The sequence below is a fragment of the Rhizobium sp. AB2/73 genome (assembly GCF_020871915.1).
Classification (GTDB): Bacteria; Pseudomonadota; Alphaproteobacteria; order Rhizobiales; family Rhizobiaceae; genus Rhizobium; species Rhizobium dioscoreae.
This window is the reverse complement of sequence record NZ_CP067074.1, coordinates 501,128-526,280: the sequence shown is the minus strand read 5'-3', so window position 1 is coordinate 526,280 and position 25,153 is coordinate 501,128. Positions and strand designations below refer to the sequence as shown.

The window sequence follows — 25,153 nt, the reverse complement described above, 5'->3', positions numbered from 1 at the left end:
ATCTTGGCAAATTGCAATGCCGTGAGGAGAGGACGGCAACCACCCCATCTTGTTCCGACCCCAAAAAGGCGCCCAATCGGCGATATATATATGCAAACGATGTGCACAGGAGCTATCGCTTCACACCCCCTTGATTTACAGCCCATACAGCGACAAAAGATTTTACCGTAATAGGATCCGAACATTGAACTTGTTTTGGCGAGAGCAGAGTTCAGCTTTGCACAAAATGTCCCTCAGACACTTCCGTCATCGGCTTGCGGTCAACCACAAAATCGACCGAACGCAAGGCGCTTTTGGGTTCGCTAGTATCTGCCGCCCGGCGAATGAGGCGACTGTCCGGGTCCGGCATTGGCACCGCAGAAAGAAGCTTTTGCGTGTAGGGATGAGCAGGTGAGGCGAAGATCTTGTCGCGTGGTCCGATCTCGACGACCTCGCCAAGATACATGACCGCGACACGATGGCTGACCCGCTCGACCACAGCCATGTCGTGCGAAATGAACACAAAGGCAATGCCGAGGTCACGTTGCAGATCCATGAGCAGATTGATCACCTGCGCCTTCACCGACACATCGAGCGCCGACACGGACTCGTCGGCGACAATGACCTTCGGTGACAGGGCGAGCGCACGCGCGATACAGATGCGCTGCCTTTGGCCGCCCGAGAACTGATGCGGCAGCCGGTTTGCCATGTCGGGCTTCAATCCGACCCGCTCCAGCAAATCGGCAACCAGTGTGCGAGCCTGCGCGGAATTGCCAAGCCCATGGGTAATGAACGGTTCCGCGATAGCTTGCCCCACGGTCCGGCGCGGGCTGAGGCTGGCGAACGGATCCTGGAAAATCATTTGAATGTCGCGACGTGCCTCGCGAAGTTCGCCCGGCGTCATCGACATCAATTCGCGCCCAGCAAGGGTAACGCTGCCGCCGGTCGGTTTGACCAGCCGCATCAGGCCGCGGCCGGTGGTCGACTTCCCACAACCCGACTCTCCGACGATCGACAATGTCTCGCCGGCATGAAGATCGAAGGAAACGCCCTCGACCGCGTGGATGCGACTGGACACCGTGCGGAACCAGCCACCCCGGATATCGAAACGTACGCAGAGATCCTTGACCTGCAGAACCGGATTGTCGGACTTGACCGTATCGACCGGTTCGTCGGGTGCACCGCGAATGCCGGTCTTGGGATCGATCAGCGAAAACTTGACAGGTTGGGAGACGCCCTGCATCGACCCTAGCCGTGGCACGGCGTCCAGCAGCATGCGCGTGTAGGGGTGCTGCGCACCCTTGAATATTTCCTTCGTTGTGCCCGTTTCAACGATTTCGCCCCGGAACATGACCGCCATGCGATCAGCAACCTCGGCCACCACGCCCATATCGTGCGTGATGAAGATGACCGACATCTTTTCCTCTTCCTGAATTTCCTTGATCAGGTTGAGAATCTGCGCCTGGATGGTCACGTCGAGGGCAGTGGTCGGCTCGTCCGCGATGAGCAATTGCGGACGACAGGAGAGTGCCATGGCGATCATCACCCGCTGACGCATGCCGCCTGAGAAATTGTGCGGATATTCGTCATATCGCGTCGTTGCTGCCGGTATCCGGACACGCTCCATAAGACGCAGCGCTTTCTGCTTGATTGCCTCCGGCGTCATATCGGGATTATGCAAAGAGATTGCCTCAGCAATCTGCTTGCCGATTGGAAAGACCGGATTGAGGCTGGTCATCGCCTCCTGAAAAATCATCGAGACTGCATTGCCGCGAATGCGGCGCATTTCATCTTCGGGCACAGAAAGCAGATTGCGCCCACCAAGCATGATCTCGCCTTCGGTGCGGGAGTTTTCCGCAAGCAGACGCATGATCGAATAGCCGGTCACGCTTTTGCCGGAACCGGATTCGCCGACTATTGCCAGTGTTTCGCCGGCGGCAACATCAAAGGAGATGCCTTTTACTACCTCGGTCCAGTTCCCGCCCTGACGAAACGCTGTTTTGAGGTTTCTTACGGATAACGCCGTCGATGTACTCGGTTCATAACTGCCTGTTGCTCGAAGCTCGGCTGTCATCTGCATTTTGTTCTCCTCTATTCTTATCGTTGCCCTTCAAGCTGCAAGCTCTGCATGGTTGCGGACGACATGGCATTGCTGGCCCAGACCAGTGCCTTCGAGCCGGACGGTTTGGCCTGCACTCAAAAAGCGGGGCGGCTTCTTGCCGGCGCCGATGCCGGCCGGTGTGCCGCTGGCAATGATGTCGCCGGGCAGAAGCGTCATGAATTGCGAAAGATAGGCGACGAGATAATCGACGCCGAAAATCATGTCGGACGTGTTGCCGCTCTGGATGCGCTGCCCATCGATTTCCAGCCAGAGATCGATGGATTGTGGATCGAGGATGTCCGAGGCGGGTACGAAATAGGGACCGATAGGGCCGAAACTGTCATGCCCCCGGCCTTTGCTGGTATCGCCACCACGTTTGCTCTGAAGCTCACGGTCCGCAATGTCGTTGATCAGGCAATAGCCGGCAATGTGTTCGCGAGCGTTTCGTTCGTCGATATATTTCGCGGACTTTCCGATGACGATACCGAGCTCGACTTCCCAGTCCGTCGTGGTGGAGCCACGCGGCAGCTCTATCCCGTCATTGGCACCGCAGATGGCCGAAAGCGGCTTCATGGCGATAACGGGCTCATCGGGAATAGGCTGACCAAGAGACTTTGCGTTGCAGTTATAATTCAGACCGATGCAAATGAATTTGCCGGGTCGTGCGACGCAGGCACCAAGCCTTGTTCCTTCTGGCACCACCGGCAACGCGGCAATGTCGATTGCAGCAACGCGACCCAAAATGTCGGCCACAAGATTATCACCGGTCCAATCGGACACATGGCCGGAGAGATCGCGGATCATGCCGTCTTTGTCAAGGATGCCGGGGCGCTCCACCACGGGGGGGCCAAAACGAACGAGTTTCATGGGTCCACCACTCATCTTTCGCTCGAATTCGGATCGAGCATGTCGCGCGCCGCGTCGCCGATGAGGTTGATCGACAGCACGATCGTGGTGATCGCCAGCCCCGCGCCGATTATTGGCCAAGGAGAACCGAACACGTTACCTAGGCCTTCGCGGATAATGTTGCCCCAACTTGGACTTGGCGGCGGCGTGCCGATGCCGAGAAAGCTCAACGCGGCCTCCAGCCGGATGGCCGAGGCGATCCACAGCGTCCACAAGAGGACGATGGGCGCTGCAATGTTCGGAACAACGTGACGAAAGATGATGACGGGTGTTTTCACGCCGATTGCCAGCGACGCCTCGATGTAGGGTTCCTGACGCACGGCCAGCGTCGAGGCGCGGGCAACACGGGCAAAGCCGGGAACGAAGGCAATGGTCAGAACCAGAATGACGTTCCAGAAGCCGCCACCCAGCGCGGCAGCGACGATGATGGCCAGAAGCAGTTCGGGAAACGCCATCAGCAGGTCGATCATCTTGGAGACCATGCGGTCGATGATGCCTCCGAAATATCCGGCAAGCACGCCGAGCGTGGTGCCGATCACGGCAGCGCAGGCAGGCGCAATGAGGCCGAACAGAAGCGAGGTGCGCGACCCGTAAATCAGGCGGGAAAGGACATCTCGCCCGAACTGGTCCGTGCCCAGCCAATATTGTGCGGATGGATATTTGTTGATCGCCAGAAAGCTTTGCTTCAGCGGATCATAGGGCGCAATCCACGGCGCAAAAATCGCCAGAATGCAAAACAGCAGCACCGTGATGAAGGCTATTGTCGTAGAGACCTTGCCGAACAAGAGCTTTCGCAGGACTGCGAATTTTTCTCCACCTGCATTCCTGGCGGGTGAGATATTGATAGCTACCATGATTTAGCTCCCCAGACGCGGATCGATGATGGTGTAGAGCACATCGACAAGAAGATTGACGACGACGACCATCAGCGCAAAGACGACGACCGTGCCCTGAATGAGGGTATAATCCCGTTCCGCGATAGCCTTGATCAGCGTGGAGCCGAGACCGGGTCGGTTGAAAACGAGTTCCACAGCGACCGCACCCGAAAGCGTGGCGAGCAGGCTCAGACCCAGACCCGTGACAATCGGCAGAAGCGCGTTGCGCAGTGCGTGCTTGTAAATGACGGTTCTGGGCGGTGCGCCTTTGGCCTTGGCGGTGCGCACATAATCCTTCGAGAGAACTTCCAGCAGCGCGGTGCGTGTGAGGCGACCGAGGAAGGCGATCTTTAGAACTGCCAGCGTGATGGCAGGCAGGGCGAGATGATAAATCTGATCCCAGAAACCATCGCCACCGCCGTTGATCGGAAACAATTTCAGATTAAGTGCGAACACGATCAGCAGGATTGCGCCGAGATAGAAGTCGGGAATGGCATAACCGACAAGCGAAAAGACGCGCATGCCTTGATCGGGAGCCTTGTTTTTGCGCACGGCAGCAAGCACACCGAACGGAAGGCCGATAATCAACCCGAGCGCGGTGGCACCTATTGCCAGACTGACGGTAAAGGGAAGATTGTAACCGATCACCCCGGCCACGCTCTCCTTGGTGATGAGGGAATTGCCGAAATTGAACGTCACGACATCCCACAGGAAGGCGAAATATTGCTGCCATAATGGAGCATCAAGGCCGGCCTGTTCCCGGAACAGGGCAAGCTGTTCCGGTGTAGCGAAATCGCCAAGCGCCACCAGCGCGGGATCACCCGGCAGGATACGTAGGGCGACGAAGACGAGGGTCAGCACGAGCCATAATGTCGGTATGGCATCGAGCAGTTTGCTGGCAATGAGACTGGGCATGCTTGCCTCCTATGCCTGAACGATTTTGGCGTGGCGCAGCGGCCAGTAGGCCGGGCCGGGTTCGACCTTGAAGCCGATATCGACGCGCGGGTTGCGGGCGACGACATAAGATAGGGTGACGATACCGAGCAGCGGTAGATCGGTAAGGATCTGCTTCTCCATGTCCTGAACCAACGCCGTGCGCTTGTCGAAGTTCGGCTCGGCCAGCGCCTTGTCCATCATATCGTCGATGCCGGGAATTGCGGTGCCGTAATGGGCAAAATTGGTCCCATCGGTGCCATCGGATTTCACCGCGAAGGATTTCGCCAGCTGATCGGAAATGATCTGTGTCGGCACCGGCGAATAGCTCGATGACCATAGCGCTAGCGTATTCTTGTCCAGCCGGTTGTCGCCATGGAAGGTCGCGTGGTCTATGATTTTGAGATCTAGATTGATGTTCACAGCCCGCAATTGCTCCTGAATCATCAGCATGATCGAGGCGTAGTCCTCACGCTGGCTGACGTAACAGGGGATGGTGAGACCGCTGGCAAACCCGGCTTCTGCGAGAAGTTCGGTCGCCTTTCCCGGGTCATAAGCATATTGAAGCTCGGCTGGTAAATCCTCTTCGCGTACGGCGCCCGGGAATTGTGATGCCACGACACCGACCATGGGCACGGCGATACCTCCGAAAGCACCGGCGATTGCATTCGCGTCAATGGCGTAACGGATAGCCTTGCGTACCCGCACATCCTTCAGTGGGCCCCGCGTAAGATTGATGGCCAGACTGTTGAGGCTGCCCGGAGCAGTGGCGTCAAAAATCGTGTCGCCGGACTGTCCGCGCATCGTATCCATCCAGCCCGGAGAGCGAACGCCTTCGATCATGTCGATGTCGCCTGAAGCAAATGCCAGCGTGCGCGCGGTCGTATCGGCGATGTAACGGATGCGAACTTTTCCCGTATTGGCAGGACCATCGAAATATTCCGGGAAAGCCGTCAGCAACATGCCCTGATTGGAATCCAGGCTTTCAAACTGATAAGCGCCCGAACCGATAGGGTCCTTGTTGAATCCCTCACCTTTTTCCTCGAATGCGATCTTGCAGAGGATCGACGCGCTGACATGGGAATGACAGGTCGTGTTGAACAACGGGTCAGGGCTTTTCAACGAAAAGACGACCGTCGTTGCATCCGGTGCCTCCACAGTTTCGATATTGGTGTAAAACGTCTTCGAATTGGTGACGAGCTTGGGATCGAGATGGCGGCGGAACGAGAATACGACATCTTCGGACGTCAGTTCGCCATATCCCTTATGAAACTTGATCCCTTGGCGCAGCTTGTATGTCCAGGTACGTGCATCTTCACTGGCGTTCCAGCTTTCCGCCAGACCGGGCTGATAGTCCTGCGGCTGGTTTGCCCATTGGCCGGCGGGCAGGTTCACCAATCGGTCGAATACCTGATAGACAACCCAGTTATCTGCCCCGCTCAGACCCACTTCCTGCGGATTGAGACTGTTGCTAGAACGCGCTGCAAAGGCGAACGTGATCGTGTCGTTTGCTTTTTGGGCGAAGGCGACGCCCGCTACGGCAGGAAGACTTGCGGCCACTAATCCGGCTGCGCCCGTGGCAAGCAAGTTTCTGCGTGTTATTTTCATTGGGCACTCCCGTTATATTTATGTGTTGCCTTACGCCCGGAGCACTTCGCCCCGGGCAGGTATTTTTTTGCCTGTCAGCAGCCGAAAAGCACTGTTGTCATGCGACACGTTTCGCCTTGTTCATTGGCCAGTATGCCGGTCCTGACTCGACTTTGTATCCGAGGTCGACACGAGGATTTCGCGCAACAACGTAGGACAGCGTGATCATTCCCAAGGCCGGCAAATCCTTGAGAATTTGTTTTTCCATGTCCTGAACAACCACCATGCGCTGTTCGAAGTCGGCGGTAGCGAGCGTCTTCTGCATCAAGTCATCGATGCCTGGGCTGGTGACGCCGTAATGGGCGAAATTCGTACCGCCGGAACCGTCTGGCTTGGTTTCGCCAGCCTTCGCGAGAAGGTTGGATATCGTTAGCGTCGGCACCGGCGGATAGCTCGTCGATTGCAGGATCAGCGTCCCCTTGTCCTTGCGATTGTCTGCATGGAAGGTCGCGTGGTCGATGATTTTCATATCGAGGTTGATGTTTACCGCACGCAACTGCTCCTGAACCATCAGCATGATCGACGCATAGTCCTCGCGCTGGCTGACGAAACAGGGAATGGTGAGGCCGCCCGAGTGACCCGCTTCGGCAAGCAGGGCAGTTGCTTTTTCCGGGTCATATGCATAACGTACGTCCTCGGGGAGCTGGTCTGCAGTTACGTGACCGGGGAACTGTGGCGCGATCAGCCCGACCATAGGCGTTGCGATACCGCCAAACGCATCAGCGATTGCCTGTGTGTCGATGGCGTAACGGATGGCCTGACGCACCTTGAGATCGGCGAGCGGCCCCTTGGTCAGATTGATGCTGAGCGTGTTGATGCTGCCCGGCGCGGTGGCATCGAAGATTGTGGAACTGGCCTGCTGGCGCATGGAATCCATCCAGCCGGGGGCACGCACGCCCTCGATCATGTCGACATCTCCAGAAGCGAAAGCGAGTGTTCTGGCCGTGGTATCGGCGATATAGCGAAGTCGCAGGTTTTCGGTCGCAGCAACACCGCCGAAATAATCGGCAAAGGCTTTCAGATGCACGCCACTGGAACTGTCGACCTTTTCCACCTGATATGGACCAGTCCCGACGGGGTCCATATTGAACGCATCACCCTTTTCCTCGAATGCCTTCTTGCACAGAATTGCCGAGGCGAGCAGCGAAACACTGGAGGCGTTGAGCAGTGGATCAGGCTGTTTCAGCTTGATGATAATCGTGGTCGGATCACCCGCTTCGACAGAGGCGATATTACTGTAGTAGGTCTTAGTGGCGGTATTGATTTTCGGATCGAGGTGGCGGCCGAAGGTGAAGACAACATCGTCTGCCGTCAACTCTCCATATCCCTTGTGGAATTTCACACCGGAACGCAACTTGTAAGTCCAGGTTTTCTGGTCCTCAGATGCCTGCCAGCTTTCTGCCAGACTGGGTACGAACTCCTCCGGTCTGGTTGCCCAGCGACCATCGGGTGTCTTGACCAGCGTGTCGTAGATCTGAGCGCATACCCAGTTGTCCGCCCCAAGCAGACCCTGGAACTGGGGATTGAGCGCGACCGGCGATCTGGCTGCGAAGGCCATGGTGATGGTGTCGTTTTTGGCCTGTGCCATGGCAGGGGTTCCTCCAACCCCGACGATGGCCAGTGCCGATCCGGCTACACCGGCATGAAGAAGCTGTCTGCGTGTAATCGTCATTTCATCCTCCCAGATGGCGATTATTACCCGGCGATAGGCTGGCGCCGTGCCTCCATTTCCTTTTCATCGAACTGGATGCCCAATCCCGGCGTTTCCGGAACGGTAAAGCACCCATCGACCGGCTGAGATGGGTTGACGAAAATGGGCTCTCCTCTTTCCCATTTGTCGGCAAGCTCCACAGGCTTTGCGAGATGCATGATCGTGCTGAGCACGTGAATATTGGCTAGATGCCCGACGGTCGGCTGCGTCTGGTGCGGAACCAGTTCGACGCCATGGGCATGGGCAAGCGCCGCACACTGCATCATGCCGGTGATACCACCCATCTTGACGATATCCGGCTGCACCATGCGTACACCCGCCTCGATCAGGTCTTTCAATCCCTGAATGGTGTAGGTCTGTTCACCTGCGGATACCGTGATGTCCAGCCGGTGTGCGACTTCGCCCATGGCGGCAACGTTGTAATGCTGGACCGGCTCTTCGAACCACGTATAGCCGAGGTCTTCGAGGACACGCCCGACCCGCATCGCACCGCCGATCGAATAGCCATTATTGGCGTCGAAGCCGAGTACGAAATCATCGCCGAGCAGTTTTCTGACTGCTTTCGCCTTTTCTATATCGCCCTTGATGTCGACGTCCTGACGGGTGCGGTCGCCATCCCAGCGGATTTTGACTGCCGCTGGCTGTTCCTTATTAACGCGTGCTTCCACGGCACGTACGACTTCATCGACGGTGCGACCGGCGTTGCCGCCGACCGAACTGTAGCAGGGCAGGGTCTTGTTCCAGGCTCCACCCAGCAACTTGTAGACCGGTTGTCCAAAAGCCTTGCCCTTGAGGTCCCAAAGGGCAATGTCGAGCGCCGCAAGCGCACCCGTCACAATGCCATCGGGGCCGAGTTTGATGCATTTGTGCAGCAATGTGTCCACCAGAACCGCGTGATCGAGCGGATCCTTGCCGATCAGAAACGGCGCCATGTCCCGAGCGATGACGACCAGCGAGGCATAACCTCCCTGCATGGGGGACGCTTCACCGAGACCGAACAGGCCTTCATCGGTTTCGATCCTGACGAAAGCGCTTTTCGGCATCCAGCCACTGCCATCTCCCATGGCAAGCTGGAACACGTCGATTTTGGTGATTTTCAAGACAGTCTCCTCCGACCTGTTCCGGTTACCAGCTGACGGCGATGTATTTGGTCTCGCAGAATTCAAGGATGCCGTGATGGGCACCTTCGCGTCCCAGACCGCTTTGCTTGGTTCCGCCAAAAGGTGCCGCTGGATCGGACACCAGACCGCGATTGAGGCCCACCATGCCGCTATCCATACGCTCAGACACGCGCAGGCCGCGTGCGAGGTCTTTGGTGTAAACGTATGAAATCAGGCCATATTCGGTGTCGTTAGCGAGCTCGACGACTTCATCGTCACTCTCGAATGTCGTGATCGCGGCAATCGGCCCGAAGATTTCCTCGGAAGCGATATCGGAAGCAGACGAGACACCAGAAAGGACCGTTGGTGCGAAGTAGAAGCCGTTACGATTCAGCGGCCCGCCACCGGCCAGAACATTCGCACCCCTCGCCTTCGCGTCTTCCACCAAAGCCTGAATGCGATCGACGGCTTTCTGGTTGATCAGCGGTCCGCACTGGGCGCTGCGATCATAACCGGCAGCGACCGTCATCGATCCCATCCGCTCGGCCAGCTTGCGGGAGAAGGCTTCGGCAATGCCGGACTGAACATAAAAGCGATTGGCAGCCGTACAGGCCTCACCGCCGTTACGCATCTTGGCAATCATCGCGCCTTCGATTGCGGCATCGAGATCCGCATCGTCAAAGACGATGAATGGCGCGTTGCCGCCTAGTTCCATGGAGCAGGAAACGACTGTATTGGCCGCCTCGCGCAACAGAACACGACCGACCTCGGTCGAACCTGTGAAGGAGAGCTTGCGCACGCGCGGATCATTCAGCATAGCGCTGACTGCGGCACCGGATTTCGAGGTCGTGATGACGTTGACGACGCCATCCGGCACACCGGCTTCCTTGTAAAGTTCCGCCAGAACGAGAGCCGTAAGGGGCGTTTCTGTCGCGGGCTTGAGGACGCAGGTGCAACCCGCTGCCAGGGCGGGCGCTATCTTACGAGTGGCCATTGCTGCGGGGAAGTTCCACGGCGTAACCAGCACGGCAACGCCAATCGGCTGATGTTCCACGATGATCTTGTTGGCGCCGGACGGCGCTGTCGAAATTTCACCATTCAACCGAACGGCTTCCTCGGAAAACCAACGGAAGAATTCGGCGGCATAGGCCACCTCGCCCTGCGCATCGGCAATCGTCTTGCCGTTTTCAAGGCTGATGAGTTCGGCAAGCATTACCTTGCGCTCGATCATCAGCTCGAAGCAGCGACGCAAAATCTCCGAGCGCTTGCGCGGTGCGATTGCTGCCCATCCCTTGGCGGCACGGTGAGCGGAGGCGACTGCCTCCATCGCGTCCTCCACGGTCGCGTCTGCCACCGGTACGATGACATCGCCCGTCGAAGGGTCGATGACGTCAATCGTGTTACCGCCCTGCCCCTGACGCCATTCGCCACCGATGAAAAGCCCGGTCGGCAGCGAAGCGATATCGAAGCTCAGCATGGAATCGATCTTTGCAGCAATATTCATGTCAGCTGGCCTTTCTATGATTTTCAGATGCCCGAAGAGATGTGCAGTCGCCGGAGAATGCAGCGCTGACCAGCATATCCATAGACGATGCGTCGAGCGGACGCGGGTTGTTTTTGATGAGGCGGGCAATACCCAACGACTGCTCGCACACGGTAGGCAACTGCTCGCGGGTGATACCCAATTCCTGCAAGGTGGCGGGTATGCCAATCGCCTTGAACAGCGAAGCCACGGCGTCGATGGTGGCGTCCGCTGCCTTGTCGCCTCCGCCTTCCGGCAGGGAAACGCCAAGCGCGCGGCCGATTTCAACGATTTCCGAAACGCACCAGTCGCGATTGATCTGCATGACATAGGGCATCATTAGCGCAACCCCGGTGCCATGCGGCGTATGTGTCATCGCACCGACCGGATATTGCAGGGCGTGCGCAGCGGCAGTTCCCGCCGTACCGAAGGCAAGTCCGGCAGCCATGGCACCGAACATCAAGCGCTCACGCGCGACCTGATCATCGCCATTTTCGACAGCTTGGCGAAGACTGGCGCCGATATGCCTGATCGCCAGTAAGGCATAGTGATCGCTGAACGCATTCTTTCCGAGAAATACATGATCGTGCACCAGACTGGAAGTCGCTTCACGGCGGGCGGTCGTGAATGCTTCGATGGCATGTGTCAGCGCATCAGCGCCCGACACGGCAGTCAGTGATGGGGGGCAGGAATAGGTCAGTTCCGGATCGCAGATGGCGGTATCGGAAATCAGATACGGGCTGGCGATACCGATTTTCAGCGCCCGGTCGGGATCAGTCAAAACCGCAACGGGCGTAACTTCCGAGCCCGTGCCAGAGGTCGTCGGCAACAGGACGAGCGGGAGAACCGGCCCCGGAACCTTGAATTCACCATAATAATCCGACGCCGTGCCGCCGTGGGCAAGCAGCAGCGAAATCGCTTTGGCCGCATCGAGGCAACTGCCTCCGCCGATGCCGATCACGCAATCGGCACCGAAAGCTTTGCCCGTCGCGACACCTGCCGCGATGCATTCGACGGGAAGTTCCGCGATGACGCCAGTGAAGGTGTGCGTATCGACACCTCCAGAGTGGACGGCGTCGATCATGTCACGAAAGTCAGGATCGGCTGCGAGACGTTCGTCTGTTACGATCAATGCACGCAGTCCGGAGCGCGATGCGAATTGTGGAAGCGACCTGCGCTGGCCCGCACCGAACACGATGTTTCGTGGTGTGCGGATGGCTCCGAATAAAGTCACTTTGCTCCTCCCAATGCTTACAAAATCAAGAAATCATTTAATTCAGGCCGCAGCAGATGCCCCGGCAAGCTGAAGCAGGCTCTGGTAAACCTCGGCGACAACCGGAACGCCGTCGCGCAGCCTCTGCTCACGGCAGGCACGTCCCCTCTCCCCGGGGATAAGCACCTTATCGAAACCGTCAGCTGGCGGCATATCTCGGATCGCCTGCAAATAGCTGGCAAGCTCGCGGCGCGGACCCGGCATGACGATGATAAGGTCGCCCTTATTGCAGACACTCGTGTCATCCAGCGTGCCATGCACATCACGACCGATTGCAGACGCCGCCAGGCCGCTGACCAGAAGTTCGAAAGCGAGACCAAGGGCGTAGCCTTTCGCTTGGCCGAATGGTGCAATCGCGCCTTTCTTGGCAGCTTCCGCATCCGTCGTCGGATCGCCGTTGTCATCGAGCGCCCAGTGCTTTGGGATGCTTGCCTTACGGTGCGCATGGTCATGGATTTCACCCATCGACACCAGGCTCGTCGCCGTATCCATGACGAATGGGCCATCTTTCGTCGGCACGCCAATCGCAATCGGGTTCGTCCCGATCATCGCCTTGCGCGCGCCCCAAGGATGAACGAGCGCTTCACTCGTCGACAGGACGACGATCGAAAAACCTTTCGATGCAACCTTCTCGGCATACCATGCGAGCATCCCGATATGATTGGAATTGGTGATTGCCGCAGCCGCGATGCCTGTTTCCCTGGCGCGCTCAAGCAGCGCATCTATCGCGGCGTTTGCAACGACCGGACCAAGGCCTTTTTGACCATCAACCGTCAGAAACGCGCTCGACGCCCAATCATGCGAGCCAGTCGCTGCCGGATCGGAGACGCCATTCTGAATGCGAGCAATGATGCGTGAAAGTCTCAACAGACCATGTGACGGCACGCCACGCAGTTCAGCTTCCAGAAGAATATCTGCCTGAAGGGCTGCATGCTCCGAAGAAACCCCTACCTTTTGAAGGGCTGAACTCGCGAGGTTGAGAAGGGCTGTGGCGTCGATGGTGGACACAATATAAAATCCTATCGGATATCTGATTGATGTCAGGGAGCTTAATTGATAGATTGCAGTCGTCAAGGCCAAAATTTATTGCGAGGAAAGAAATGAAGTTGTTGGAAGATGGCGAGATGGAACAATTGCGGCGACCGACAGGCCTTGGAAACGAGGTGTATGAGGCTCTATACGGCCAGCTCATGTCCCTGAAAATTCCGCCCGGTGGCCGGATTTCAGTCGACAGGCTCGTTCGCTCTCTCGGTGTTTCTCAGACACCGATTCGCGAAGCGCTGTCACGGCTGGAGGCTCAAGGACTAGTCATTAAAACGCACCTCGTCGGCTACCGAGCCGCCGAACAGCTTGATCGTGATCGCCTCAATCAACTCTACGAGTTGCGTTTGTTGTTGGAACCGTTTGCTGCTGGCAAGCTGGCACTCAAGCGCAGCGCCGAGATCATTGCCAAGTTGAAAGCACTTGATGCCGATATGCAAGGCGAAAACAAGGTCCAGTCGAGGGCAGCTTATGGTGAGTTCGCCAAGCGCGACGCCGCTTTCCATAACTTCATCGCGCGCAACTGCGGAAACGAGCTCGTTTACAACAGCTTGCAGCGCCTTCACACGCATGTGCATCTGTTCCGTCTTTATTTCCACGCGAGAGCGACCACCGACGCGAACCAAGAACATAGGGACCTGATCACAGCTATCGAAGACGGGAACTCTGAGAATGCGGAAGCGGCAATGCGCCACCATATCCTGTGCTCGAAATCACGTTTCGAAGACGCGTTTTTGAATGAATGAGCCGGGATAGGAAATCGACGATGCCTTTATTCCATTCCTGGGATTGCCATTGCAGCATCTCAACCGAGTTTCAATAGTAGTGTGAGAGCACGACGTCGACGACAACCAAACCCGAAACATTGAACGCCGCTCTTGAGATTTCAAACGCTTCTTGAACCGCTTCACGACAAAGTGTCGGAGTGAGGTTGATCCGACCTGAGAGATAGGTGACGTTTTGTACCGGAGACATTGTGCGCTCTTGAAGGGATCCGAACCGGCGATCCTGTTAGAAAACTCACTCAAAACGCGATCAGTAGCTAGGCAGAACACGCGATGGCTGGAATGGCTGATTTGGGACTGGAGCCGGAGTGAGACCTCCCAATATCCAAACTGTGACAACGTTCTTTTATCGAGATATGTAAAGGAGGAGGCTTCCGATCTCACTCAAGTCATTCACAGTTTGGATCGTGGCATCACAAAGTGGCATGATTCGATAGGCGGAACGGATCACAGGCTTTGGGATATTTGCGACAGCCCGCTCGATTTCAGGCTCCAGAACCCTCCACAAGATGATGGCCCTGCTGTTAGCTATCTGCCGATATTCCTCTGTAAAGCCAGTTCCAGGTCCTGTCGAAATACAGATCGACAGACTGCCTTGTATCAAATTCGGCGCTGCCCATCATCGCCGATGAGGTGGGCAATGCGACAAGACAGTGGATGAGATGGTTGGCGATCAGGCTCACATCCCCGGTCGAAACCATGCCCGCATCCTGCGCTGTCTGTACGGCATCAACGAGCCGGTTCATGATCGGATCGGGCTGCGGCGGGATCGGTCTTTTCTTTTCGAACACGACAGCTTCACTGAAGGTGATGCGCTTCAGTGCAATGAGGTCCGGCTCCATGTTGATATGCAGCAGTTCGCGCATCAGGGTCCGCAGGCGCTCAAGAGCGTTGCCCTGTGCCATCGGCAAGTCTCTCAGCCGCGCCACCGCTCGGGCATGAGCATGTTCCACCACGGCCTCGAACAGGGCGACTTTCGAGGGAAAGCGGCGATAGACAGTATCCTTGCCTGCGCCGCACTGCGAAGCGACCTGCTCCATGGATGTACCGGCAAAACCGCGCGTCGCAAACAGCGTGGTCGCAGCGTCGATTATCCTTTCCGCTGCGGCGTTCTGTTCCGCCTTCAGAGGACGACCTACCCGCGCTGTTGCGTTCGTTCTTTCCGACACCAGATTCCTCCGCATTTGCCCGTGCTCGACCTGCTTGAAGACGTCGACCAGGATTGCCAACATAAAAGTTGACCAGCGCTTTCATATTAACTGGACAGGACGGTCCCGTTTGATTTATTCACTCTAGCAGATTTCCCAAGCTTCGACCATGGGGGCGAATAGTGAAGCAAGGTCTTTCCTTTAAAAACATTCTGACAGCCACAACCTTTCTGGCGGCAACCCATGCCCTGGCTCAGGAGCAGGGCACACGGTTGGAAACAATCGTTGTGCAGGGCAATGCCGACGCCGCTGGGATTGCTGCCAAGTTCACTCGGTCGGCAACAAAAACCGGGACACCTTTAGCGGAAACGCCGCAATCTGTTACGGTGATAACGCGCAAACAGATCGACGACCAGAACCCGCAAACGGTCAGTGAAGCGCTGCGTTACACGGCCGGTGTATTGTCCGACCGGGACTCGAACTCGCGTTACGATTCCGTATTTCTGCGCGGCTTCGGCGCATTTGGCACGGCGACCAATTATGTGAATTATCTGGATGGTTTGAAACTTCAACGTGGTCAGGCCTTTGCGAAACCCTCCATTGATCCGTTTCTCCTTGAGTGCATCGACGTCCTGAAGGGGCCGGCGGCACTTCTTTATGGCCAGGTGAGCCCCGGCGGCCTTGTCAATCAGGTCAGCCGCAAGCCATCGAGCGTGCCGTCAAACGAGGCAAGACTTGAAGTCGGGACCGATGGAAGGGTTCAGAGCGGTCTTTATTCCACCGGCCCCATCGCCACCGATGGAACGTGGCAATATGGTATCGGCATTGTTGGCCGTTCCTCCGGCACACGCTATGACGATGTGGATGAAAAGCGTCTCGGCATTGCGCCATCCCTCAAGTGGCAGCCGGACGAGGATACCTCGCTCGTTGTGTCCGGTTATTATCAGCGCGATCCGGAAGGCGGCTATTTCAACTCGCTTTATCCGAAGTTTCTGGCGCCCGCAGGCAATGCCGGTTTCCTCAGTCGGGACCTCAATGTCGGGGATCCCAACTACGACGCGTTCAGGCGCACCCAGTATGGTGCCGGTTACGAGTTCGAGCAAAGGTTCGATGACCAGGTCACCATCCGCTCCAACTTCCGATATTCCGGCGTGGATACCGATATGCGTTCGCTCCAGATGAACGGGCCAATGTCCGCGACGGGTATTATTCCCCGCTGGGCTGTCCATTCCATCGAGGACGCCGAAGGCTTTTCCTTCGACAACCAGGCTGAATTCAAGTTCGAAACCGGCGCCATCGGTCATACGCTTCTTGCCGGCCTCGACATTCAGCACTCAAGCAGCAGCTGGGAATATCTGCTGGGTGGCGCGACGCCGCTTGATGTGGCCAATCCCGTCTACGGCCGACCGGTCGGCCCGTTCATGACGGCAGTCGACAATGATCAGTCGCTTCGCCAGACAGGCATCTATCTCCAGGATCAGATCGAGATCGGCGGGCTGCGCGGTGTTTTCGGGGTGCGGCACGACTGGGCCCGTCAGGACACTGACAATCTCCTTGCCGGAACATCGTTGAAACGATCCGACAGCGCAACAAGCTATCGCGCCGGCCTGCTTTACCTTTTCGATAACGGCATTGCGCCTTATGTCAGTTATTCCACCTCGTTCGAACCTTCCACCAGCGTTGGCGCCAATGGCAGTCCGTTCAAGCCGACGGAAGCGCAGCAATATGAGGTGGGCGTCAAGTACCAGCCTACAGGGCTTGACGCCATGTTCACGCTCTCCGCTTTCGATATTCGTCAGCAGAATGTGGTCTATTACAACGCCTCATCAGGCTTCAACGAACAGCAGGGAGAAATCCATTCCCGCGGGCTGGAGTTCGAGGCGAGAGGAAACCTCACCAGCAATCTCGAACTGATCGCTGCGGTTTCCCTGCTCGACACGGAAGTTTCCGAATCCGGCATCACATCGATCATAGGCAACCGCCCGCAGGCCGTGCCGCGTTATTACGGTTCTCTCTGGGCGAACTACACCGTCTCATCCGGTGCGCTGGAAGGCTTGAGCATCGGCGGCGGACTGCGTTTCGTCGGCTCCAGCTATAGTAACGACACAAACACGGTGAAAGCCGATGGCTATACCCTGCTCGACGCCGCACTTCGTTATGATTTTGGAGCAACGAACCCGAAACTCAAGGGGCTGCAGGCGACACTGAACGTCACCAACCTGCTCGACAAGGACTATTACTCCTCCTGCAGTTCCGAGTATTATTGCCAGTACGGCAACGGTCGCACGGTGCTCGCCGGCCTCAGATACAAATGGTGATGTCGCCGTGATCATAACGAGACGAGGCTTTTGCATCTCCTTTGCGGCGGCCGGCATCCTTTCCGGCATTCAGCCCGCCGTAGCCGAACAGTCGGTTACCGTGAGGGATATGGCGGGGCGCGAGGTGCGCCTCCCTGCCCTGCCGAAAAGGATCGTTCTGCTGGAGGCGCATGACCTGCTGACGATGTCGCTCCTGCATCGCGATCCTGCGTCGCTGGTCGTGGGCTGGGCCGCCGTCGATCGGCTCGACAGCGGTGAATTGCAGACGATCCTGCTGAACGGCCATTCCGTCAGCACGGTCGGAACGCTGAGCCCGGACACGCTTTCCCTGGAAGGACTGATCGCCCTGTCTCCCGACCTGATCGTGACCACGGCCTTCATGACGCCGCAGGGGGATGAGAATTCCCTGCTGCAGAGGCTGCAGGAGATCGGCATTCCCGTGGTGTTCAGCGACGCCGCCTCAAACGCGGTCGATGAGGCGCGGGCAAGCGGCCCTGTTGATGCGATGAAAGCATCTATGCGCATGTGGGGAACACTTCTGGGCGCTTCAGACAAAGCCGAGGCCTACATCGCCTTTGTCGAACGGGAACTGGCGGGCATTGCAACGCGCATTTCAGGTGCGAAGCCCGTCACGACCTATCTGGAGGTCCAGTCGACGCTCGACGACTGCTGCTGGGCGGCGGGCAGAAAGAACTGGGGCGAATTGCTGGCGCTGGCCGGTGGTCAGCCGCTTCCGGGCGTGGTCGCGCCGTGGTTTGAGAAGCTGGCGCTCGAATATCTTCTCGCCACACCGCATGAGGTCTACATCGCCTCCGGCGGCGGCTGGGCCTCGGGTGGCCGTCCGTCCATCGGCCCTGGAATCGACGCCGAACAGGGTCGACAAGGATTGCAGCATCTGATCGAGGGCCGCCGGAGTTTCGAACATCTGCCGAGCGTTCGTTCAAAGCGTGTTTACGGGATATGGACCGGGTTGATTACCAACTTGCCCCTCAACGTGCTGTTTATCGCCCAGGCAGCCAGATGGCTGCATCCGGATCGATGTGCCGATATCGATCCAACCGCCATTCTCGACACCATCAATCGCGACTTCGCAGCATTTCCCATAAAGGGACCGCTGTGGGCGGCGATCTGAGACACGGAGCCACGCCCGATGCCATCGACCAGCAACAACCGATACCGCGCACATGCCTCGGTCCAGTTTGAAAAGATTAACGACTATATCGAACCGATTGTTGAATCGATTGCAACGCACGACATGACCGTTAAGAAGGCAGGTGGCATTCATCATATCCACTCGCCATTCGGCAACGCCACATTCGAGGCGACCGGAAACGGTTTCCGGTTGACGGCGGAAGCTTCCGATCCCGGCGGTCTGAACCGGCTGAAACATGCTCTGGTCGGGCCGATCGGTTTCATCGCCGCCCGTGAAAATCTCGATATTCAATGGGAAGGCGACCATGCGGATCCCGCCTTACCTGACGATCTGCGCATTTTGCAGGTGCAGACCATTGAGGACCTGTCGCCCCGCTTTCGCAGGATCGCCTTCAAGGGCGAGAACCTCGAACGTTACGACCGTAAAGACCAGCTCCACTGTCGTCTCATTTTCCAGCCGCGCGACATCGCCGCGCCACGCTGGCCGCTACTTGACCATCGCGGGCATGTCGTCTGGCCGGACAATACTGCGGTTCCCACGCGTGTCTACACGATCCGCTTCATCGACATGGCAAGGCAGACAATCACGATCGACTTTGCGCTTCATGCTCATCCCGGGCCGGCGACCCAGTGGGCGATGAATGCGCGGACAGGCGATGTCGTCGGCATTCTGGGGCCGGCGGCCAACGGCCCCAGGCCGGCAGACTTTTATGTTCTCGCCGGAGACGAGACTGCATTGCCGGGCATTGCCAGAATTCTCGAGTATCTGCCGCCGACGGCAACCGGCCATGCCTTCATTGAAGTCGACACCTCCGCCGATAAACTGCCGCTTTCCTCTTCCAGCCGCGTTTCGATCCAATGGTTGTATCGCGACGGTAAGGGTGCAGGCACAACGACGCTGCTTCAGGACGCAATTCGCTCCATTCAATGGCCAACATGCCGAGAGAGCGTTTTCTTCTGGGGTGGATGCGAACACAAGGCCTTCAGTGCCATTCATCGTCACCTGAGGAATGTCGTGGGGCTATCGCGTGATCGCTTCGTGCTCTATTCGCACTGGCACCGTTCCCTTAGCGAAGAAGACATCATTGCCAAGGGCGGCGATGCCTATCTGCCTCAGCAAAGAGAATGATTTAACCTCTTGATAAGATCGGAGCCATCAACCCTGTCATTTAAGCAGCACAGATTTTTACTGACGTTGATAAGCGGAAGATTAACTTTTACTCCAGGATCGCGGGGATTGAGCCAAGACAGACCGACAGGTTTGTTTGTTCAAGACTGATAAATTCGCCACGGATGGCAGACCTATTCACCGCTGCAACAAATGGCTGATGCAGCGGTGTTTTATTCAGTTCGGACGCAAGTCTTCAGATTTTATCATAAATGCCCGATGACCTCACGGTGATCGTCAAGGACGCAGCGTGGTCTTACTCGACCGTGGTTGACAAGCTGTATGAGATCAAGCTTTGACATGCCCTCGATACCCATGCGCCGCAAATTCCGCCCGGCCTCGAAATAGTTAACGTTGTTGATCACCGAGGCGAGCTCTACAATTGCGTGTATCATCGGAACCTTGACGCCAACCATAGAAGCTAGTTCACACCACGGCACTAGGACGAAGGGAACATCTTCAGCAATAAAGCGGTCACGCATGTTCGCAGGCGCCGCCTTGGTAGCGTTATGAACTTTCGTGTGGAACGCGAAGTCCGAAAGGCGTTCATAGTTCCCGCCGTAAAAGCCCGTCAACTCGCTGAGGACAGTCGGCAACTCGAAACCAAAGGCCTTGCAGATCTTTAGGCGTTCCTTGTCAGCCGCCTCCACCACATTCCCGACCGAGGGTGAAATACCCTCGCGATAAAAGTAGAAATCCCCCTTGGTGCTTTCGATCCACCCGGTATGCAGAACCGAAGGAATCGCGTGCAAAACTCCGTTTGTACAAAATAACCCGATCTCGAGAATGTTTTTATACCAGTGTAGCGGTACTCCCAAAATATCGGCGGCCACCTTCTGATCCTGCGTGCTGATGTTTGAAGGATATGCAGCAATGGGCAGGTTGGCTTTGATGCCGGTTACTTTTATCTCACCGTCGCTCATGCGAGAGGCGTAGGTCGATCCGTTGGCTTCAAGAATTAATCTGGCATTCAACCGGCCGAAGGCCGCCAGCGTGAAGAAGTTTCCACTCATAACAGCGATGGTATGGTTACTGAGGTCAAATCGCTCAAGTTCAGAGACGATAGTCTCGTGTCCGTAAGAGGGAACGCCGATGATCAGGAACCTCGAGAAGTTAACGGCGTCGGCAATATCCGTCGTGGTCAAAGGGTGAAAAGTACCCTCGATTTTCATACTCGCCGTTAAACCACCTCTTTGCCGGATGGCATCGATATTACGGCGGTGATCGGGATGGCTGTAAAGCAACACATCCATCCCCCTCTGACAAAGATCCGCAGCAAAGGCACAACCGCAATTTCCTGCGCCGATTATAGAAACAGAATACGTATCAGACATTCGTTTACCTCCACAAATCGTTGTTTGATTGCAGGTTCAGGGAATTAACCGCTAATCTCAGCTGGAAAGTTGAGCGCACTCGGCATTCGCCGCTGACGATTGGATCGCCTCTGCGAGGCGTTCCATATGCGCTTCACTGGGAACGGTGATGCGCAGCCAGTTTTCTGTCTCGGGATAGCCGAACCTTCGAACGAGAACATTGAAGTGTTCGAAATGCTTCTGAAGGGAAGTACCGGTGATCTTGGGGTGACTTGTGAAGATAAAATTTCCGTGCGGCTCAACAACGTCGAAGCCGTAGCGAGAAAGCAGGTTTAGCAATTGCATACGGACGTGCAGCATCCGAGCTGCGGACGCTTCAAACTCATTCGCATCGGTCAGCGCCTGGATAGCCATGGCCTGGGCGACGCCGTTCACATTGTACACATCTTTAATCTGGTTAAGGCTGGAAACCAGCTCAGGACTACCGATGCAGTAGCCAATCCGCAGACCTGCAAGACCATAATATTTGGAGAAACTACGAACGATGGCCATATTCGACATGTCATCCGGGATCTGTAATCTTCTGTCTTCGAAGTCACCGTAGCAATTGTCCCAGATGACGAAGTTCGCAGATGCGCCAGCGATATTCTCGTAGACAGACGCGGGAACTGTCGCTCCAGTGATCGCGTTAGGCGAGTCTATGACCGAAAGCCCCACAAGTAGGCTCGTGTCTTTCTCGTTCAGGATACTCCTGTACCGCCTGACGCCATAGTTAAAGCGTGCTGCCAAAATGTCGTAAACCTTATAGCCGACATCGGGGAGATTTACCCGTTCAAACCTGAGCCGTAGCAAGGCGAGTATGTCTGCCAGGACTCCGTCCGACCCGTTGCCAACGTAAATATTAGACGAGTCGACACCATAAAGCTTCGCGAGCTCTTCTCTGATTGTAGCGGAAAATGGGTCAGGATAGCAGTCGAACCTGATGTTTGCGCTTGCACGAAGCGCGCGTTCTGCCCACGTAGGGGAGATAAAATGATTTTCGTTTTTGTGTAAGGCGATCCACCCGCTGCCTTCCACAACTCGTCCTGCGTCGTAAGATACAGACATCAAACACCCTTCCATGTTGGATTGTAAGGCGCTTGGATAGTCTACCAATAGGAGAGCCAATCAATACATGATCGGCGGCAATGACATTCCAATTGGTTATGTTTATTCCGCGCGGTGATCATGCCGAGGCACGCTGATGGCCTGTGTCATCAAAATCGTTGGTGAAGTAGGCGCGCGCTGACGTAAAATTCGGTGAACGTAGTAGCTCCGACAGCTCCGAAGCTATCACCGAGCGATATGGATCTAGGAAGCACCAAAGGTGGCGTTGCGTAATCGCGGAAGGGCTATCGTCAATGTCAGGCCCCTCAATATCAGAAAAATGTGCAGTGCCAGCCAAAGGCCGTAATTTGCGAAAAAGTGCCCAAGTATGAAAAGTGCTGCAATGTAAATAGTAAACGACAGCAACATCATATTCCGGAGCGTTGCGGACCACGTAGCCCCCAAGTAGATTCCATCCATCTGGAAGGCAAGAACCCCCGTCAGACCAGTGAGAGCCGCCAAAGGAAGATATTTGATAGCTTCCGACCTCACCTCTTCTGAAGTCGTTATTACTCCGATCAGAGAGCCACCCCAAATGAGAGCGACTGCGCAAAATATTAGGGCAAGAACAGCTCCCCAAAGTGTCGTGAGTTTGATTGCTTTGTCGAAAGCCGGCCGGTAGCGCGCACCGACGGCCCGACCTGACAGCTGCTCCACAGCCGCCGCAAAGCCATCCAGAAAAAAGCCGGCAATGACCAAGAAATGCATCAGGATTGCATTTGCCGCGATCTCAACAGTTCCAAGATGCGCGCCTTGCCTTGTGAATAGCGCGAAAGCTCCCATCAGCACAAACGTTCTAATAAGGATATCTCTATTAAAAACCATCAACCTTTTGACCGCCGTACGCTCTGCCAGTTCTTTCAAAGAGAAACTAGCGAAGCGCTGAAATCCACTAAGGACGATCCCGGTACCGAGAGCGGCGGCGAGGGTTTCGGAAGCTACCGCTGCCCACGCCACACCACCAACCCCCAGGTCCAGGTACAGTCCCCACCACACCGAGAGGGTAATGTTCAGCACATTTATAAGAACCTGAAGACCAAGCGCGATCCGTGCTTCTCCCTTCCCGAGCAGGTAACCGAGGATCACGTAATTCAACAACGACAGAGGCGCGGCTAACAGGCGGATTTTGATGTAGGTGCTCATCGCGGCACTAACAGCTTCAGATGCGCCGATAAACCACATCCCTACGAGGGAAATGAGCGGAGAAGCGATCGCTAGGATTAAACCGCATAAAATCGCCAGGGCAGAAGCCCGCCAGAATATCGTCTGCTCCTCAGCTGGATTCCCTGCGCCGTAGGCCTGAGCTATAAGTCCTGTCGTTCCCGCACGCAGAAAGTTAAAGCTCGTGAACACGAGATCAAAAATGACCGCGCCAGCCGCCAGTCCGCCTAACAACGCAACATCTCCCATTTGCCCGACGACTGCGGTGTCGACCAAACCTAAGAGGGGCGTGGTGAGGTAGGCGACCGTCATCGGTGCCGCGATGGAAAGGACAACTCTGTTGGTAACCTCGAACGGGCGCCGATCAGAACCGTCAACGGTCTCAATGGACATCATACGTCGCACTCCTTCAAATGCCAGCCAAGTCGCTTGTGCCAGGCATCCAGGCCACACACTCTTCCGGAGTCAGTTTGGGACCTTCGATGACTTTCATTTCAGGACTGCTATGGCTACAACATGATAGCTACTAATAACTCGCCATAGGTCGGCTGAAATCAATACAAGATTGGCCTTTCTGACATTCCAAAAGGTTATAGAAGAGGTGGGAAATTGCGGATCCGCCAAATCGAGTTGTTCCGGCTGATCGTTCGTCATGGGACATTAACCGCCGCAGCGGATGCCTTATCTATAACACAGCCGGCCGCAAGCAAGCTTCTTTCTCAGCTTGAAAGTCGCGTTGGCCTGGAATTGTTTGAGCGAACACGGCGACGTCTAATCTTGACGAGGGAAGGTGAGGTGTACGCCGCGGAGGTTGAACGCGCCTGGGAAGGAATACAGCGTCTTCACCGCACCGCTGTCGATATAAGGCAGCTGAAATTTGGACGCCTGAATATCGCTGCTATGCCGAGCGTCGCCGGTTCTTTCCTGCCATCGATCGTCACCTCTTTTTCTCAGAAGAAGAAGGGCGTTTCCATCTCTGTACACGCCAGAACTTCCGAGCGCATCCACGAGTGGGCGATAGCGGGGCAGATCGATATCGGCTTTACCCACAATCGAGCCACGCATCCTCAGGTTTCCAGTGAACTTTTGACGCGAGTGCAAGAGGTCTGTGTAATGCCGTCGAGCCATAGACTGGCCGATCGCCAGAATATCAGCCCAAAAGATCTCGACGGCGAACAGTTTGTGCGGATCGGAGATATCGGCGATGTCACTGAAGCGGACCAGGTGTTCCTCGACGCTGGGGTTTCGCGCAAATTGAATCTGGAGACGCCGATGTCACTCGTTGCATGCGACTTGGTCGCCAACGGCGCTGGTGTTTCTCTGGTCGATGAACTCACGGCGGGAAGCTACGGGAGACCGGGTTTAGTCTATCGCCCATTCGTGCCGACAGTCTTTTCAGAAATTTGGTATGTTAGGCCCAAGATGCTCAGAGCATCTGGCATTGCGGAAGAGTTTCTCGCTGCTGTCCGGTCGTCCATTTCGAAACTCGATAAGTCAGCTTCCAAGGCGGCGGACGCGCATCAAACACCCCGTTAAACTCCGATGGCGCACCAGCAAATTGCTATAGCTCTTGAACAGATTCGAACTGTCGGCCCGCCATAGCTTTCGATGAATGCCGGCAGATAAATGAGGCAGTTCAAGTATCTAATCAATTTAAACGCCTGGAATGGGGCCGCGAGCGGGACTGTCCGCTGAGGTGGCGCAAGGCCGTAACGCGACATTCGCGCGCCTCGGGTAGAGTTATCTGCGTTCGACCCTTAGCGGACCCTGAAGTTTAAGTTTGATTGGAAGCACCATAACTCGGTGTCCAGGAAAGCCGCAGCAGGCCGCAAAGTTTAGATAAAATTTACGCTAAATGCTAACGGTTTGAACCG

Annotated in this window: 19 protein-coding genes; 5 read left to right on the top strand and 14 right to left on the bottom strand. The window is 56.2% G+C overall.

Going from position 1 to position 25,153, the window contains the following annotated elements; translation table 11 throughout:
• Nucleotides 1-211: 211 nt before the first annotated feature.
• The 10 genes from I8E17_RS33520 to I8E17_RS33475 form a co-directional block, all read right to left on the bottom strand.
• Complete coding sequence (locus tag I8E17_RS33520; protein ID WP_209160055.1) at nt 212-2,053, bottom strand: ABC transporter ATP-binding protein; 1,842 nt, start codon at nt 2,051-2,053, stop codon at nt 212-214.
• 36 nt (nt 2,054-2,089) lie between these two features.
• Complete coding sequence (locus tag I8E17_RS33515) at nt 2,090-2,947, bottom strand: fumarylacetoacetate hydrolase family protein (RefSeq protein ID WP_209160021.1); 858 nt, start codon at nt 2,945-2,947, stop codon at nt 2,090-2,092.
• 11 nt (nt 2,948-2,958) lie between these two features.
• Nucleotides 2,959-3,840, bottom strand: coding sequence for an ABC transporter permease (locus I8E17_RS33510; RefSeq protein ID WP_209160020.1), 882 nt, complete (start codon nt 3,838-3,840; stop codon nt 2,959-2,961).
• A 3-nt stretch (nt 3,841-3,843) separates the two neighbouring features.
• On the bottom strand, nt 3,844-4,776 hold the full coding sequence (locus I8E17_RS33505; RefSeq protein ID WP_209160019.1) for an ABC transporter permease: 933 nt from the start codon (nt 4,774-4,776) through the stop codon (nt 3,844-3,846).
• A 9-nt stretch (nt 4,777-4,785) separates the two neighbouring features.
• Entirely contained in the window at nt 4,786-6,402 is a 1,617-nt protein-coding gene (locus I8E17_RS33500) for an ABC transporter substrate-binding protein (RefSeq protein ID WP_209160018.1), read from the bottom strand.
• Between the two features lie 97 nt (nt 6,403-6,499).
• Complete coding sequence (locus I8E17_RS33495) at nt 6,500-8,113, bottom strand: ABC transporter substrate-binding protein (RefSeq protein WP_209160017.1); 1,614 nt, start codon at nt 8,111-8,113, stop codon at nt 6,500-6,502.
• Nucleotides 8,114-8,136: 23 nt separating this feature from the next.
• Complete coding sequence (locus I8E17_RS33490) at nt 8,137-9,252, bottom strand: mandelate racemase/muconate lactonizing enzyme family protein (RefSeq protein WP_209160016.1); 1,116 nt, start codon at nt 9,250-9,252, stop codon at nt 8,137-8,139.
• 25 nt (nt 9,253-9,277) lie between these two features.
• Entirely contained in the window at nt 9,278-10,756 is a 1,479-nt protein-coding gene (locus I8E17_RS33485; protein ID WP_209160015.1) for an NAD-dependent succinate-semialdehyde dehydrogenase, read from the bottom strand.
• Between the two features lies 1 nt (nt 10,757).
• The gene (locus I8E17_RS33480; protein WP_209160014.1) at nt 10,758-12,008 is read right to left on the bottom strand and encodes an iron-containing alcohol dehydrogenase; all 1,251 of its coding nucleotides are present in this window, start codon (nt 12,006-12,008) and stop codon (nt 10,758-10,760) included.
• A gap of 42 nt (nt 12,009-12,050) precedes the next feature.
• Nucleotides 12,051-13,055 (bottom strand): Ldh family oxidoreductase, encoded by a 1,005-nt coding sequence (locus I8E17_RS33475; RefSeq protein WP_229002296.1) that lies wholly within the window; start codon nt 13,053-13,055, stop codon nt 12,051-12,053.
• Nucleotides 13,056-13,147: 92 nt separating this feature from the next.
• Between I8E17_RS33475 and I8E17_RS33470 the strand changes: the two genes are divergently transcribed.
• A complete protein-coding gene (locus I8E17_RS33470) occupies nt 13,148-13,834 on the top strand; it encodes a GntR family transcriptional regulator (protein WP_219256742.1) in 687 nt (228 codons plus the stop codon).
• 563 nt (nt 13,835-14,397) lie between these two features.
• Here I8E17_RS33470 and I8E17_RS33465 read toward each other — a convergent pair.
• The gene (locus I8E17_RS33465; protein ID WP_229002295.1) at nt 14,398-15,042 is read right to left on the bottom strand and encodes a TetR/AcrR family transcriptional regulator; all 645 of its coding nucleotides are present in this window, start codon (nt 15,040-15,042) and stop codon (nt 14,398-14,400) included.
• A gap of 161 nt (nt 15,043-15,203) precedes the next feature.
• Between I8E17_RS33465 and I8E17_RS33460 the strand changes: the two genes are divergently transcribed.
• The 3 genes from I8E17_RS33460 to I8E17_RS33450 are packed head-to-tail and all read left to right on the top strand — an operon-like array spanning nt 15,204 to nt 19,620.
• A complete protein-coding gene (locus I8E17_RS33460; protein ID WP_209160013.1) occupies nt 15,204-17,339 on the top strand; it encodes a TonB-dependent siderophore receptor in 2,136 nt (711 codons plus the stop codon).
• A 7-nt stretch (nt 17,340-17,346) separates the two neighbouring features.
• Nucleotides 17,347-18,471, top strand: coding sequence for an ABC transporter substrate-binding protein (locus tag I8E17_RS33455; protein WP_209160012.1), 1,125 nt, complete (start codon nt 17,347-17,349; stop codon nt 18,469-18,471).
• Between the two features lie 18 nt (nt 18,472-18,489).
• Complete coding sequence (locus tag I8E17_RS33450; RefSeq protein WP_209160011.1) at nt 18,490-19,620, top strand: siderophore-interacting protein; 1,131 nt, start codon at nt 18,490-18,492, stop codon at nt 19,618-19,620.
• Nucleotides 19,621-19,865: 245 nt separating this feature from the next.
• On the opposite strand, the gene I8E17_RS33445 is transcribed toward I8E17_RS33450, so the two are convergent.
• From I8E17_RS33445 to I8E17_RS33435, 3 genes are all read right to left on the bottom strand, one after another.
• The gene (locus I8E17_RS33445; protein ID WP_209160010.1) at nt 19,866-20,993 is read right to left on the bottom strand and encodes an NAD/NADP octopine/nopaline dehydrogenase family protein; all 1,128 of its coding nucleotides are present in this window, start codon (nt 20,991-20,993) and stop codon (nt 19,866-19,868) included.
• A gap of 57 nt (nt 20,994-21,050) precedes the next feature.
• Nucleotides 21,051-22,079: a histidinol-phosphate transaminase gene (locus I8E17_RS33440; protein WP_209160009.1), complete on the bottom strand. Its 1,029-nt coding sequence runs from the start codon at nt 22,077-22,079 to the stop codon at nt 21,051-21,053.
• A gap of 243 nt (nt 22,080-22,322) precedes the next feature.
• On the bottom strand, nt 22,323-23,675 hold the full coding sequence (locus I8E17_RS33435) for an MATE family efflux transporter (RefSeq protein ID WP_229002294.1): 1,353 nt from the start codon (nt 23,673-23,675) through the stop codon (nt 22,323-22,325).
• 213 nt (nt 23,676-23,888) lie between these two features.
• On the opposite strand from I8E17_RS33435, the gene I8E17_RS33430 reads away from it, so the two are divergent.
• Entirely contained in the window at nt 23,889-24,815 is a 927-nt protein-coding gene (locus tag I8E17_RS33430; protein WP_209160008.1) for a LysR family transcriptional regulator, read from the top strand.
• The last annotated feature ends 338 nt before the right edge of the window (nt 24,816-25,153 follow it).